General features: G+C 72.5%; 8 protein-coding genes. 4 read left to right on the top strand and 4 right to left on the bottom strand.

What is annotated here, in order from left to right; all coding sequences use genetic code 11:
- Positions 1-291: 291 nt before the first annotated feature.
- From ACGFSC_RS19505 to ACGFSC_RS19495, 3 genes are all read right to left on the bottom strand, one after another.
- The gene (locus tag ACGFSC_RS19505) at positions 292-2,403 is read right to left on the bottom strand and encodes an NEW3 domain-containing protein (protein ID WP_359915150.1); all 2,112 of its coding nucleotides are present in this window, start codon (positions 2,401-2,403) and stop codon (positions 292-294) included.
- A 338-nt stretch (positions 2,404-2,741) separates the two neighbouring features.
- Positions 2,742-5,171 (bottom strand): ricin-type beta-trefoil lectin domain protein, encoded by a 2,430-nt coding sequence (locus ACGFSC_RS19500; RefSeq protein ID WP_359915152.1) that lies wholly within the window; start codon positions 5,169-5,171, stop codon positions 2,742-2,744.
- A gap of 104 nt (positions 5,172-5,275) precedes the next feature.
- A complete protein-coding gene (locus ACGFSC_RS19495) occupies positions 5,276-7,732 on the bottom strand; it encodes an RICIN domain-containing protein (RefSeq protein ID WP_359915153.1) in 2,457 nt (818 codons plus the stop codon).
- A gap of 556 nt (positions 7,733-8,288) precedes the next feature.
- Between ACGFSC_RS19495 and ACGFSC_RS19490 the strand changes: the two genes are divergently transcribed.
- The 4 genes from ACGFSC_RS19490 to ACGFSC_RS19475 all read left to right on the top strand — a co-directional run bounded on the left by ACGFSC_RS19490 (position 8,289) and on the right by ACGFSC_RS19475 (position 13,479).
- Positions 8,289-9,338, top strand: coding sequence for a substrate-binding domain-containing protein (locus tag ACGFSC_RS19490; RefSeq protein WP_359915155.1), 1,050 nt, complete (start codon positions 8,289-8,291; stop codon positions 9,336-9,338).
- Positions 9,339-9,496: 158 nt separating this feature from the next.
- On the top strand, positions 9,497-11,089 hold the full coding sequence (locus ACGFSC_RS19485; protein ID WP_359915156.1) for a sugar ABC transporter ATP-binding protein: 1,593 nt from the start codon (positions 9,497-9,499) through the stop codon (positions 11,087-11,089).
- Positions 11,086-12,126, top strand: a complete 1,041-nt coding sequence (locus ACGFSC_RS19480) for an ABC transporter permease (protein WP_359915158.1) — start codon at positions 11,086-11,088, stop codon at positions 12,124-12,126. Before ACGFSC_RS19485 ends, ACGFSC_RS19480 begins: the two co-directional genes overlap by 4 nt.
- Before the next feature lie 546 nt (positions 12,127-12,672).
- Positions 12,673-13,479, top strand: coding sequence for a DeoR/GlpR family DNA-binding transcription regulator (locus ACGFSC_RS19475; protein WP_359907383.1), 807 nt, complete (start codon positions 12,673-12,675; stop codon positions 13,477-13,479).
- A 24-nt stretch (positions 13,480-13,503) separates the two neighbouring features.
- Here the strand turns inward: ACGFSC_RS19475 and galK are convergent, their stop codons facing one another.
- Entirely contained in the window at positions 13,504-14,649 is a 1,146-nt protein-coding gene (gene galK / locus ACGFSC_RS19470) for a galactokinase (protein WP_359907386.1), read from the bottom strand.
- Between the last annotated feature and the right edge of the window lie 246 nt (positions 14,650-14,895).

The raw sequence follows: 14,895 nt of genomic DNA, 5'->3' as shown, positions 1-14,895 counted from the left end.
GGGACGACGGTGTACCCGGTCAGGTCGAGGTCGCCGGGTTCGGTGTCGCCGCCGAGGCCGGCGATGCGCTCGCCCCCGACGGCGAGGCGGTCGCCCTCGACGACGCCGCCGGGCAGGACCAGGCGGGCGCCGGCCAGGGTGATGCGGTTCGTGACGATCATGGGTGGGTCCTGGATGCCGTTCGCGGGGAGGGGCGGATTCTCGTGCAGGGGAACCGGAGCGGAGTCCCGGGCGGGGGAACGCCGACCGCCCGGCCCACCGGAGCCGGTCCGGTGGGCCGGGCGGCGCGGATCACGGCTGGACGGCCAGCGCGAACACGTGGATCGCAGCGGCACTGGGCAGCGTGACGGAACGGATCGTCTTGCCGGGCGTCAACGGGACGGTGTTGGTGAAGACGCCGTAGCCGGTGCCGAAGTTGCCCGGTCCGGTGGGCGTGTTGCGGTGGTCCGTGGTGAACGCGGTCTTCGCGCCGTAGGCGTCGGTCGGGGTGCAGCACCAGTTGGGGAAGCCCAACTGGCCGCTGCTGGTGGTGCCGTCGGTGTAGGCGACGGTGACCGTGCCGGAGGCGAAGCCCGCTTCGGCGCCGAGGAAGCCCAGCGCGCTGCCCTGGCCGCTGAAGGTGATCTCCTGACCGGCGGCCGACACGTTGTCGTTGGTGCCGGCGGCCGCGGACGGCCAGGTGAAGCTGAGGCCGTTGGCGCTGATCGTGGCGCCCGCGGTGGCGCCGGCCCGGGCCAGGGCCTGCGCCGAGTAGCTGTTCCCGGCGCCGTCGAAGTTGCCGGGAGCGGTGTCGCTCTCCGAGGTGGCGCCGACGTTGTTGAACGCGGCCTCCAGCGACGGGTAGGGCACGGTCCGCACGATCGTCTGCTCACCGCTGACGGTGTCGACCCCGGCCGGCCGGGCCCGGTAGCTCGCGGTGGCGGTGATCGCCGTGACCGTGGTCCCGGGAGCGCCCTGGGGGCCGTGCACCGTCACCGTGGCCGACGCGGTTGCGCCCGGCGCGATGCGCGGGAGCGCGACGGTCGCCGGGGTGACGGTCCAGTCGGCGGGGGCGCTGATCCGCAGGTCGGTGTCGTTCAGCGCGACGGCGCCGTTGTCGGCCAGGGTGATCCGGTACGTCCCGGGCTCCTGGGCCGTGCTGACGTCCTGCCAGGTGACGGTGGTGGCGGGGGCCAGGCCGTGGGTCGCGCCGGGGTGGACCCGGTAGAGCACCGTGGCGTGCGGCGGCACGTTCGCGGAGATCACGCCGGTGGTCCCGACGGCCTGCTTGGTCACCAGGTCGTCGAGCCGGTAGCCGGCGGCAGCGGGCAGGCCGGCCCGGGCGGCGGTCGTGGTGATGGTCTGCGCGGTGTCGGAGGAGTTGAAGAGCGCGACCGCGCGGTCCCCGCCGGCCAGCGGCTTGCTCAGCACGTCGTAGCCGGTTCCGTGCTGGACGACGCGCCCCTGGAGGCCCAGCCGGTCCTGGTCGACGGCGATGACGTCGCGGTTGCCGAGCAGGTCCAGCGCGGCCGGGGAGAGGCGGGTGAGGTCGGTGCTGGAGATCAGCGGCGCGGCCATCATGGCCCACAGCGAGATCTGGCTCTGCATCTCGTCCTGGCTGAGCCCGGAGTCGCCGGCGAGCAGGAAGTCGGGGTCGTTCCACCGGCCGGGGCGCTGCAGGTCGGCCAGTCCGACGTTGTAGCCGTAGTTGTACGTGATCGACGCCCACTTCTCGGCGCCACTGGCCTGGCCGAGTGCGATGTCCGCGCCCTCCCGCCACAGGTTGCCGAGCGGCGCGGACCAGCGGATCACCGAGTCCCAGTTCGGCGTGCCCTGGAAGTAGGCGGGCGCGGAGATCGAGAAGACCATCCTGCGGTGGGTGTTGAGCAGCGCCCGGCTCATCGCGGTGTAGGTGTCGCGGTAGCTCTGCTCCTCGGTCTCACCGGGCTTGACCGGGACGTTGCAGCCGTCGAGCTTGACGTAGTCGACGGCCCAGGTCGCGAACAGGTCCGCGTCCTGCTGCCAGTGGTCGAGGGAGCCGGGGTAGCCGCCGCAGGTGGTGGTCCCGGCGTCCTCGTAGATGCCGAACTTCAGGCCGAGGTCGTGGACTTGACGGCCGACGTAGGCCATGCCGTGCGGGAACAGCTGCGGGTCGGCGACCAGGTTGCCCTGGGCGTCGCGCTGTCCGGACATCCAGCAGTCGTCGATGGTGACGGTGTCGTACCCCTTCTTCGCCAGCCCGGTGGTGACGAGGGCCCGGGCGTTGTCGAGGATGGTCTTCTCGTCGATCCCGCACTGGTAGTACGACCAGTCGTTCCAGCCCATGGGCGGCGTGGGGGCGTAGTTGGGGTACTCGGCGACGGTGCCGGGCGGGGAGGGCTCGGCGGCGACCGCGGGCTGTGCCAGGAGCGTGGCGGTGGACACGGCGGCGAGCGTCGTACAGCAGGCGACGGTGGTACGGAGCCACCGGCGGAGGGCAGTTGACACGCTTCGACCTCACGGGATCTCGGGGTCAGGGCATGGATGGCTGCTGTGGTCCCAGCCGGATCATTTGTACGGGGCTCTGCTCGTTCTTGACAAGATGACGGGCAAAATAAGCAGTAACACGCACTCAATTGCAAAGTCCGAGCACGAGTGCACCTGGGGACCGGCCCGGCCGAGCAGCCACCGGACGCAGGAGCGCGACCGGCCGGGCGCCCGCGATGTCACGGGCGACCGGCCGGTCGCGTGCGGGATCTTCCGGATCCCCGCGGGTCAGTGGGCTACGGCAGGGTCCAGCGCTGGTTGGCGCCGCCGTTGCAGTCCCAGATCTCCAGCGGGGTGCCGTCGGCGGTCGCCGCGGCCGGGTCGTCCAGGCAGCGGCCGGACTGGGTGCTCTTCAGGGTGCCGTCCGGCTGGGGCGTCCACTGCTGGTTGGCGCCGCCGGTGCAGTCCCACAGCTCGACCGGGGTGCCGTTGACGGTGCCGGCGCCGGTGACGTCCAGGCACTTGCCGTTGTGGGTGAGGGTGCCGTTGGAGCGGGTCCACACCTGCTGGGCGCTGCCGTCGCAGGCCCAGAGCTGCACGGCGGCGCCGCTGGTGCCGGCGGCGGGGCGGGCGCAGGTGCCGGGCAGGGCGGAGGCGATCGGGCCGGTGTGGGTGGTGGGCGTGCCGGGGGTGAGGGCGAAGTTGTCGAACTGGTCGGTCTGGTAGCCGGTCACGCCGAGGCCGGCGCGGCCGTTGGTGAAGCTCGCGTCGGTGGCGCTGCCCACGGCGGCGCCGTCGATGCTCGCCGTGAGGGTCTCGTTGTCGAGGGTGAGCGCGACGGTGTGCCAGCGGCCGGTGCCGAGGGCGGCGGTGGTGCCGCTCGCGAGGGTGGTGAAGTTCCACTTGGTGTCGCTCTTGTCGATCGACCAGGCGCCGGTGTCGCTCACCCGCAGGTGGTAGGCGTTCAGGCCGTTGTTGTTGCGGCCCTGCTGGCCGGCCCGGCCGAGGAGTTCGACGGTGCCGGACTGCTCGAACATGGTGTCGGCGGTGACGGTGTAGTTGGACCAGCTGCCGTCGCCCATCATCGTGTACGGGGCGTTGTAGGGCTCGTCGGTCCAGCGGATCGGCGAGGTCGGGGCCATCTGGCGCAGGCAGGTGCCGGTGCGGCCGCCGCCGCAGGCGACGGTCTGGAAGGCGCCGTTCATGTCCGTGAAGTACTTCGGCGAGGTGGTCGTCGCCGGGGTGTCGAAGCCGTCCGCGTAGGGCAGCTTCATCGGCGCGGCGGCCGGCGGGGTGGCGGTGCCCTTGCCCTGGCCGGTGGTGGTGGTCACGGTGTAGACCCGGCCGGGCTGGAGGGTGAGGGTGTAGCGGCCCCCGGACGGGGTGACGTCCTTCTGCTTGACGAACCACTGCGCCGGGTCGTTGGAGTTGAGGTCGGTGGACCAGACGTGGACCTTGCCGGTGGACAGGCCGCCGGAGACGGTGAAGTTCGCGGTCTGGGCCGCGGTGGCGTCCAGGGTCTCGATGACGGTGCTGTAGTCGCGCTTGTTCGTGCTCTTCAGCGTGACGTAGCTGCCGTTGGCGCGCGCGCCGCCGAGGTAGCCGCTCGCGGCGTCGATGTAGCTCCAGCCGGGCTGGGTGAACTGGGTGGTGTGCGCGGTGACCCAGGTCGTCTTTCCGATGCCGTAGTTGCCGGACCACGGCTGGTTGGCGATCGACATGCCGTCGGTGGAGAAGAAGAGGTCGGGGTAGAGCGCGGCGATGACCGGCCAGTTGATGAACGAGGTCATCTTCCCGTCGAGGTAGCCCCGGTTGATCCCGCGCGCCACCGCCGGGGCGCCGCTGTTGAGGTCCTGGGAGCCGTTCTCGCTCGCCCACAGCGGCTTGCCGAGCGCCTGGGCGGTCGGCGTGCTCGGGCACTCGGTGAAGGAGCTCATGTACCCGCAGGGGTAGTGCACGCCGACGACGTCGACGGCGTTCTTGAACGCCGGGTCGGCGGCCATGGCGTCGGCCACCTCCCAGGTGTCGTCGGCGGCGACGACCTTGGTGGCGCCGTAACCGCGCGCGACGAGCGTGCTCTTGAGGTTCTCGTACCAGGCCTTGTCGAAGCCGCGCTCGTTCCAGCCGCCGAGGTAGGAGACGTTCAGGTGGTGCCGGCCGGCGCAGCCCATCCACGACATCACGTAGTCGATGGAGTCCTGGGACCAGAAGTTGCCGCCGCTGCCGGTGTTCCCGATCCAGCCGGGGGCGCCCCAGGACAGGCCGATGAACTTGATGTCGGGGTTGCGGGCCTTGGCCTGCTCGGCCAGCCACCACTCGTAGCCCTGGTTGCAGTCGACGGTGCCCCTGGTGTGCTCGATGCTCGGCTCGGCGCCGTCGGTGGAGTTGGTGTCGCCGCCGATCTCCAGCTTCAGCACCTGCAGCGAGGCGCCGTAGCCGGGCTTGAACAGGTAGTCCAGCAGTTGACTGCGCTGGGGCTCCGGATAGTCCACCAGCAGGCGGGAGTTGCCGCCGCCGCCGGAGATCGCGCCGACCCCGTCGAAGGTCAGGCCCGGCTTGGTGCCGTCGACGGTGACGGCGGTGGAGGTGGCGGCGGTGGGGGTGGTGGCGCTCTCCGTCGCGGCCAGGGCGGCCGGCGGCGCGGCCAGGCCGCCGAGCGCGCCGGCGAGGACGAGCGCCGCGCTCAGGGCGGTGCGCCAGGTCGAGGAGGGGTGTTGACGGCCCATGGGCGTCTCCGAGGGTGGGGAGGGGTGGGGGCGGTGTTGCTCCGCGCCGGGCACCCGGTCAGGGCGCCCGGCACGACGTCGGGGCAGGGGGTTCTCCGGTCCCGTTACGAGACGGTCCACTGCTGGTTGGCCCGGCCGGAGGCGCAGGTCCACTGCACGACCTGGGCACCGTCGGCCGTCGAAGCGCCCGTGACATCCAGGCACTTGCCGCTGTTCACCGAGACCAGCTGGACGCGGGCCCCGGTGTCCGGGACGAGGGTCCACTGCTGGTTGGCCTTGCCGGCGGCACAGGTCCACTGGACGACCTGGGCACCGTCGGCCGTCGAAGCGCCCGTGACGTCCAGGCACTTGCCGCTGTTCGCCGAGACCAGCTGGACGCTGCCGGTCCCGGCGACCGGCACCAGCGTCCACTGCTGGTTGGCCTTGCCGGCGGCGCAGGTCCACTGGACGGCCTCGGCGCCGTCGGCGCTCGAAGCGCCCGTGACGTCCAGGCACTTGCCGCTGTTGACGCTGGTCACGGTGTGGGTGGCCGGCGCGGCCAGCGGCGTGACGGTGGTGTTGGCGAAATCGGCGTGCTGGAACCCGCCGACGCCCAGGCCGATCTGGCCGATGCCGTGCCCGGCGTCGGCGACGGAGGCGACCTGGGTGTGGTCGATCGACGCGGTGATGCTCTGGCCCTGGACGGCCAGCGCGAGGTTGTGCCAGGTGCCGGCCCCCGCGCCGGGGTAGCTGCCGCTCGCCAGCACGGTGTCGGCGCCGGAGCGGTTCTCGCTGAACAGGCTCCAGGCACCGGTGTCGTCGATCTTCAGGTGGTAGCCGGAGCGGTCGTGGTCGACGTGGTCGATGCGGCCGAGCAGTTCGGCGGAGGTGCCGGCCTGTTCGAAGGCGACGTCCGTATTCGCCTGGTAGTGGGCCCAGGACGGGTCGCCCAGGAGGGTCAGCGGGGTGTAGTTCATGTCGTCGTGCCACGGGATCGGCGCCCGGGTGATGACCTGGCGCAAGCACACCGGGGTGGTCGCCCCGGACGGGCAGGGCGCGGTCTCGAAGGCGCCCGCCCAGTCGTGGAAGTAGCGGGCGGTGGCCCCTTCGGAGTAGCCGCCGAGGTCGGCCTGGTACGGCAGTGGCATCGCGGCGGGTGCGGGCGGCGCGGCGGTGCCCTTGCCCTGGCCGGTGGTGGTCGTGACGGTGTAGACGTAACCGGGCTGCACGGTGAGCGAGTACGAGCCGCTCTTCGGGGTCACGTCCTGGGCGTGGACGAACCACTTCGACGGGTCGGTGGAGTTCATGTCGGTGGCCCAGACGTGCACCTGGCCGGTGGACAGGCCCCCGGCGACCTCGAAGGTCACGGTCTGCGCGGCGGTGGCGTCGGTGGCCTCGATGACCGTGCTGTAGTCCTTGCCGGACTTGAGCGTGACGTAGCTGCCGCTGTGCGGGTCGCCGTTGGCGCCGGTCCCGGCCAGGTAGCCGCTGGACGTGTCCAGGTACTGCCAGCCCGGCTTGGCGAACTGGGTGGTGTGCGCCATCACCCAGATGTCGCGGCCGACCGCGTAGTTGCCGGACCACGGCTGGTCGGCGGCCATCAGCCCGGCTCCCGCGTACGGCAGGTTCGAGGGCCAGGAGCTGACCAGCGCCCACTTGATGTCGGCGGTGATCCGGGCGTCGAGGTACTCGCGGTTGACGTTGCGGGCCAGGGCGGCCGGGTCGGCGCCGTAGCTGTCGTTGTCGTCCTCGGAGGCCCAGAGCCGCTTGCCCAGCCCGGTCGCGGTGTCGCTGCCCGGGCAGGCGGTGTAGACGGGGGTCGAGTGCCAGCAGGTGCCGTGCAGGCCGATGACGCCGACGGCCTTGGCGAAGGCGGGGTCTGCGGCCATGTCCGCGGCGATCGACCAGTGCTCGTCATCGCTGTCGGACGCGACCAGGGTGGTGCCCTGGTGGCCGTGGGCGTCCAGGTCGGTGCGCAGCTTCTCGAACCAGGCCTTGTCGTAGCCGCGCTCGTTCCAGCCGCCGAGGTAGCCGACGTTCAGTCCGTGCTGCCGGGCGCAGCCGAGCCAGGACTCCAGGTACGTGATGTTGTCCTGGGACCAGACGCCGCCGTTCAGCCAGCCCGGCGCGGCCCATTCCAGGCCGTAGAAGGTGATCCCGGGGTTGCGGGCCTTGGCCTGCTCCATGAGCCACCACTCGTACCCGCGGTCGCAGTCGACCTCGGTGGGGGTGCGCATGTGGGACGGTTCGGGGCCGTCCGAGGAGTTGGCGTCCCCGCCGATCTCGACCTTCAGCATCTGCAGCGAGGCGCCGTAGCCGGGCTTGAACAGGTAGTCCAGCACCTGGCTGCGCTGGGGCTCGGGGTAGTCGACCAGCAGACGCGAGGTGGCGCCGCCGCCGCTGATCGCGCCGAGCCCGTCGTACGCGCGCCCCGGAGAGCGGCCGTCCAGTGTCACGGACTTCGTCGTGGGGGCCGGCGCGGCCACCGCGGGCGGCGCGGCCAGCGCGGCGGTGGTGAAGCCGAGTGCGAGCGCCGCCAGGGCCGTGACGCCCCGGCGGATCGGGTGGGGTGGTTCGCTCATCGACTACTCCTGTCGTCGGGCCGGGTCGGCCGGGTGGGGGCCCGCCGGGACTCGGTCGCCGGACGGGGCCGGGACGGGAGTGGCGGGTGCATGCCGACATGCCGGGGAGGACAGTAGACCCAGCATTCAACAGTAATCAACAACTTCGGATGAAATACAACGCGATCGGCCAGCCGCTGCCAGGAGGCAGCGGCCGAGTCGGCTTGCCACAGGGGCACGGCACCGCCCCGCGGACATGCCCCTGCCAGGCGCTATTGACGCCGCCCCGGCTTTGCCCGAAGCTGTCCACGACAACAACCTACCAATCAGTAAGTTCCGATGAACACGCCACCACCTGCTCCGATCCGGAAGATCGCGGCCCGGTCCGCCGGCTTCGGCCCCCATCCGCGGCGCGACGGGATAACGAGACGGTCTCGATGGCTCCGATCCGGAAACATGAGCTTGACTCAGCTCAGGGCCAGGCGTTTTCTTTTGACCCACCACGTTTGATCGTGGTGTTTTCTGATTGGTTTTGTTGCTTCTCGCCGATCGGCCCCCACCCTCAGGAGCCCCCTCCATGCACCTCCCCCTCCGTGGCCGCCTGGCCGCGATCGCCGCGCTGAGCCTGATCACCTCCGTCGGCCTGACCGCCTGCTCCACCGGACAGACGTCCTCGAACAGCGCGGACGCGCCCGTCGCCCCGGTGTCCGGCAAGGTGACGATCACCTACCTGCAGAAGCAGGGCGACCAGCAGTACTTCGTGGACGAGGCCGCGGGCGCCAAGGCCAAGGCCGCCGAGCTCGGCGCCGAGCTGAAGGTGGTGAACCTGGGCAACGACGCCAACAAGACGGTCGGCGAGGTGCAGGCCGCGATCGCGCAGAAGAGCAACGGCCTGATCATCGTGGTGCCCGACCCGGCGGTCGGCCCGCAGGTGGTCCAGACGGCCCGGGACGCGAAGGCCGCGCTGCTGACCTCCGACGACCAGGTCTGCACGAGCGGACCGGCCCCGGCCCAGTGCGCGGCGACCGACCTGGTGCCCCGGATCGGCTTCTCCGGTGCCCAGATGGGCGGTGAGGTCGGCAAGCGGGCCGCCGAGGAGTTCAAGAAGGCCGGCTGGAACGCGGCCGACACCCGGATCATCTCCGCCTGGAAGCAGGACGTCACCGTCTGCGGCGACCGCGTGAAGGCCGCCAAGGACGCCTTCGACCAGGCCGTGCCGGGCGTGCAGCTGATCGACGTCGCGACCGACAACACCCCGACCGGCGCGCAGGACAAGGTCGCCGCCACCATCACCGCCAACCCCGGGGTCAAGCACTGGGTGGCCTGGGGCTGCAACGACGAGAACGTCCAGGGCGCCGTCACCGCCCTGCAGAACGCCGGGATCAACCCCGACGACATCGACGGCGTCGGCCTGGGCGCCTACCTCGCGTGCAAGAACTGGGCCTCCGGCAAGCCCTCCGGGATGAAGGCCGCCCTGTTCATCAACGGCAAGGACGTCGGCGCCCTGTCCGTGCAGACCATGTACGACAAGCTCAAGAACGGCAAGGACTTCCCCAAGGAGGCCTTCGCCCCGACCACGATGGTCGACGCCGCCACCTGGCAGTCCGCGGGCGTGTCCTGCAGCTGACGCCTCGCCGAGCCGCCGGTGGGGCGGGCGGGCACCGACCTGCCGAATCCGCCCGCCGCACCGGCGCGCTCCCGGAGACCGTACCGCGACCACCGGCACCGCCGACCGTGTGCACGGCTCCCCCAGACCGTACGCACCGCACTGCCAACGAGGCCCCGATGACCACACCCGCACCGTCACCCGTCCCGCCGGCGAGCGGCGCCCCCGGCCTGAGCGCCGAGGGCGTGTCCAAGCGCTTCGGCTCCGTCCGGGCCCTGGAGGACGTCACCCTCACCTTCCCGCCCGGCCGGGTCACCGCCCTGATGGGCGAGAACGGCGCCGGGAAGTCCACCCTGCTGCGCATCCTGACCGGCGACCACCGCCCCACCGAGGGGCGCGTGCTGCTGGACGGCGAGGCCGTGGACCTGCAGTCCCCCCAGGACGCCCGCCGCGCCGGGATCCGGATCATCCCGCAGGAACCCGAGATCATCCCGCACGTCCCGGTCGCCGAGAACGTCTACGCCGGCTCGCTGCCCCGCCGGGCCGGACGCCGCCTGGACCGCGCCGAGCTGCGCCGCCGCATCACCGCGGACCTGGCCCGCCTCGGCTTCGACAAGGTCCTCGACCCCGACCTGCTCGGGTCCGAACTCACCGCCGCGCAACGCCAGTTGGTCGAGATCATGCGGGCCCTGACCGGCGCCGTCCCGCCGCGGGCGATCGCCTTCGACGAGCCCACCTCCTCGCTCTCCGAGCACGAGGTCGAGGCCCTGTTCGCCCTGATCGGGCGGCTGCGCGACGAGGGCATCGCCGTCGTCTACGTCTCCCACCGGATGAAGGAGATCTTCCGGCTCGCCGACCGCATCGCCGTGCTGCGAGACGGCCGGGTCGCCGGGGTGGTCGAGGCCGCCGCCACCGACGAGAGCGAACTCGTCCGGCTCATGGTCGGCCGCGACCTGTCCTCGCTGTTCGTCCGCCAGCAGGTCGCCACCGACCGCGTCGTGCTGGACGTCCGCGACCTCACCACCGACGACGTGCACGGCGTCAGCCTGACCGTGCGGGCCGGCGAGGTCGTGGCGCTGGCCGGCCTGATCGGCGCCGGACGCTCCGAACTCGCCCTCGCCCTGGCCGGCGACGCCCCGATCCACTCCGGCACGGTGGCCCTCAACGGCGAGGTCCTGCGGCTGAAGGACCCGCGCGCCGCCATCGCCGCCGGCATCGGCCTGGCCCCCGAGGAGCGCAAGGCCCAGGCCCTGTTCCTGCAGCGCACGATCCGCGACAACACCTCGCTGGTCAGCCTGCGCCGGCTCAGCCGATGGCGGTTCGTCAAGCAGCGCCAGGAGAAGGCCCTCGCCCAGGAGTACGCCGACCGGCTGCGCGTGCGCGCGCCCTCCGTCGAGGCCGAGGTCCACACCCTGTCCGGCGGCAACCAGCAGAAGGTCGTCCTCGCCCGCTGGCTCGCCCGCAAGCCCGACCTGCTGATCCTCGACGAACCCACCCGGGGCGTCGACATCGGCGCCAAGGCCGAGATCTACCAGATCATCGCCGACCTCGCCCGCGAGGGCACCGCCGTCCTGGTCGTCTCCTCCGAACTGCCCGAAGTCCTCGGCCTCGCCGACCGGGTCGTGGTGATGCAGAACGGCCGCACGACCGGCGAGCTGACCCGTGACCGGGCGACGGAGGAGGCCGTCCTCGCCCTCGCCATGGCCGACGACCTCGCCATGGCCGACGACCTCGCCGCCACCACCACCGCCCAGACCGGAGAGACCCGATGACCACCGCCACTCCCCCGACCGCCCCGGTGCCGGACGCCGGGGCCCTGCCCGTCCGGTCCGGCGGCCCGCGCGCCCTGCTCGCCGCGATCGGCGGCCAGAACCTCAGCCTGATCGGCGCCCTCGTCGCCGTCGTCGCCCTGTTCGGCTCGCTCAACCCCAACTTCGTCGGCTGGGACAACATCCAGGTCATCGCCGAGGCCGCCACCATCTCCGGCCTGCTGGCCGTCGTGCAGACCGTCGTGATCATCTGCGGCGGCCTCGACATCTCGGTCGGCTCCCAGGCCGGCCTGGCCTCCGTCACCAGCGCCATGGTCTTCACCTCCACCGGCGCCGACCCGTACCTCGGCATCGGCGCCGCGCTCGCCATCGGCGCCGGCATCGGCCTGTTCAACGGCGTCGTGATCGTCTACGGCCGGGTCAACCCGACCATCGCCACCCTCGCCGGACTGGCCGCCTACAAGGGCGTCGCCCAGCTCGTCTCGGACGGCCGCGCCCAGGGCTACGTGCTCAACGACCCGGTCTTCGTCTTCCTCAGCCGCGGCAGGATCGCCGGTCTGCCGACCATGGTCTGGCTGCTGATCCTCACCGCCGTCGCCGTGCACGCCCTGCTCACCTACACCGACATCGGCCGCAACATCTACGCGATCGGCGGCAACGACACCGCCGCCCGCCTGGCCGGCATCAACCTCAACAAGTACCTGATCGCCGCCTACGCCCTCTCCGGCACCGTCGCGGCCCTGGCCGGCGTGCTGCTCACCGCTCGCACCGGCAGCGGCCAGCCGGTCTCCGGCAGCGAGGGCCTGGAGCTGCAGTCGATCACCGCGGCCGCCCTCGGCGGCTGTGCCCTCAAGGGCGGCAAGGGCAGCATCGGCGGCACCCTGCTCGCCGTCGCGCTGCTCGGCGCACTGCAGAACGGCCTCACCGTCCAGGGCATCAACGCCTTCTGGCAGAACGTCGCCCAGGGCTCCCTGCTGGTCGCCGCCGTCGTCATCCAGCAGCGCCGCAACCGCGAGCGGGCGGTCGGACTGCCCGCCTGAGCCCGGTCTCCCGTGCGCCGGCGCCCCACCGCCCGGCGCGCGGGAAACCGGCCCCTGAGCGGGCCCGACGCGTGCGGCGCCGGGCCGGCTCCCCTTCGGGGTGCGCCCCGCGGGCTCCCGGACCGGGCGCCCCGGCGCCCACCCCCCATGACGTCCGCCCCGGCCGTCCCCTGACCGGACCCGCCGCACAGTGGCAGCGGGTCCGGACTCGGCCGGAGGCGGAACGAGCGGTCGGCCGCCGAGGGTCGGCCGGACCGCGACCGGAACCGCCGGTGCCGCCCCTGCAGGCGGCACCGGCGGTTGCGCGTCCTCCCGGTGCGGTGCGTCCGGGCCCCCGCCGTACCGGCCGACCGGTCGGGTCGGGGCCCGCCGGGGTCCTGGGATACTGGATCATGTCGCGGCCGACGGCTCCCCGGTCACCGACGCGAACGCTCCGGCGCCCGGCCCGGCCCTCGGCGGTGGCACCGGTACGTCCGGACCGCGGCAGGGTCGGCCTGCCGGAGGAAGCGGGAGCGGTCAGGCACCCGTTCGATCGAAAGGGCCTTCGTGGCTGATCAGAGTTTGCTCGCCCCGCAGCGCCAGGCGCTGATCCTGGAGGCCATCCGCAAGGCCGGCGCGGTGCGCGTCGCCGAGCTGGTCGAGCAGTTCGGCGTGTCGGACATGACGATCCGCCGCGACCTGGACGCACTGGTGCGCCAGGGAGACGTGCAGAAGGTCCACGGCGGGGCCATCGCGGTGGGGACCGCCAGCACGGACGAACCCGGCTTCGACGTGAAGTCCGGGCTGGAGGAGGGCACCAAGGCCGCCCTGGCCGACGCCGCGGCGCAGCGGGTGGAACCGGGCAGCGTGGTGGCGCTGTCCGCCGGCACCACCACCTACGCGGTCGCCTCCCGGCTGCTGGAGGTCCCGGGGCTGACGGTCGTCACCAACTCCCTGCGGATCGCGGACCTGCTGTGGGCAGCGGAAAGCGACGGAGCGGAGACCGTTCCGTCGCTGCTGTTGACCGGTGGGGCGCCGACCCGCTCCGCGGCCCTGGTGGGCTCCCTCGCGGACCAGACGATCCGCACGCTCCACGTGGACCTGCTCATCCTCGGCGTGCACGGCGTCAGTGAGCAGGCCGGACTCACCACCCCCAACCTCGCCGAGGCGCAGACCAATCGGGCCCTGATCGCCTCGGCCCGCCGCACCGTCGTGGTCGCCGACCACACCAAGTGGGGCGTCGTCGGCCTGAGCAGCTTCGCGACCCTGACGGAGGTCGACTGCTTCATCACCGACGACGCCCTCCCCGCGGCGGCCCGCAGCGCGCTCGCCGAGGCGGTCGGCGAACTCGTCGTGGTACCGGCCGCCGGCTGACCGGACGCTCCGGGCCCCGCCCGGTCAGGCCAGTCGACGCGCCCCCGCCGAGGGGACGGCGGTGAAGGCGACGGGTGCGGCGAAGCCGGCGGAGCCGAAGGCCGACCGCACCGCGTCCGCGACCGCTGCCACGTCCGCCGCGGCCACCAGGGCGATGACGGAGCCGCCGAAGCCGCCGCCGGTCATCCGGGCGCCCAGCGCCCCGGCGGCCACGGCGGCCTCGACCGCGAGGTCCGTCTCGGGGCAGGAGACCCGGAAGTCGTCGCGCAGCGAGGCGTGTCCGGCGGTCAGGACCGGCCCCAGTGCGGCGATCCGGCCGCCGTCCAGGTGCTCGATCGCCTCGGCCACCCGCCGGTTCTCGGTGACCACGTGCCGCACCAGCGGGGCGAGTTCCCCGGGGAGGCGCTCCAGGGCCGCGGTGAGGCCGGCGGCCGGCAGGTCGCGCAGCGCGGCCAGGCCGAGCAGGTCGGCGGCACGCTCGCAGCCGGCCCGCAGGGCGGCGTAGGCGCCGTCGCCGAGGTCGTGCTTGACCCGGGTGTCGATCACCAGCAGCCGGAAGCCGGCCGCCTCCAGGTCGAGCGGGACGTGGCGCCGCTCCAGCGTCCGGGTGTCGAGGAGCAGGGCGGCCCCGTCCGTGCAGCAGGCGGAGGCCATCTGGTCCATCACCCCGCAGGGCACGCCGACGAAGGCGTTCTCGGCCCGCTGGGCGACCAGGGCGAGGTCCGGCGCGGACAGGCCGAGCCCGTACAGGTCGTTCAGGGCGGCGGCCGTGGCGCACTCCAGGGCGGCGGAGGAGGAGAGCCCGGCGCCGGCCGGCACGTCGCTGTCGACGGAGAGGTCGGCGCCGCCGATCGCGTGTCCGGCCTCGGCGAGGGCCCAGAACACGCCGGCCGGGTAGGCGGCCCAGCTGGTGACGACCCCGGGGGCCAGGCCGTCGAGCGCGAGGTCGGTGATGGTGCCGTCGCCCTGGGTGCTGTGGAGCCGCACCCGGCCGTCCGCACGGCGGCGGGCGGTGACCCTGGTGGTGTGCGGGAGGGCGATGGGCAGGACGAAGCCGTCGTTGTAGTCGGTGTGCTCACCGATCAGGTTCACCCGGCCGGGCGCGGCCCACACGCCGCTCGGCCGGGCGCCGTGGACGGCCTCGAAGTCGGTGGCGGCCCGGTCGATCATCTGCTCGGCTCCCGTACGTCGTGCGTGTGCGTCGTGTCGGCTCCCGCCGGCGCTTCCATCGGCGGACGGGAGTTGATTTCGACATAATCAAACATCATCGGCCGCCACAGTCAACACCTGCGGATTTCTCATCGCGGCGCGGACCGGAAGCGGCGCCTGATGACCTGCCAGCAGGTCTACACCTGTTGACAAACGATCGGATATGTTTGATTCTGTTGGAGATCGGCACAGGCTGGCCGAACTCCC

Source organism: Kitasatospora sp. NPDC048715 (assembly GCF_043198905.1).
GTDB lineage: Bacteria > Actinomycetota > Actinomycetes > Streptomycetales > Streptomycetaceae > Kitasatospora > Kitasatospora lactacystinica.
Note: the sequence above shows the minus strand (reverse complement) of the source record. Positions and strands in the feature narration are given on the sequence as shown.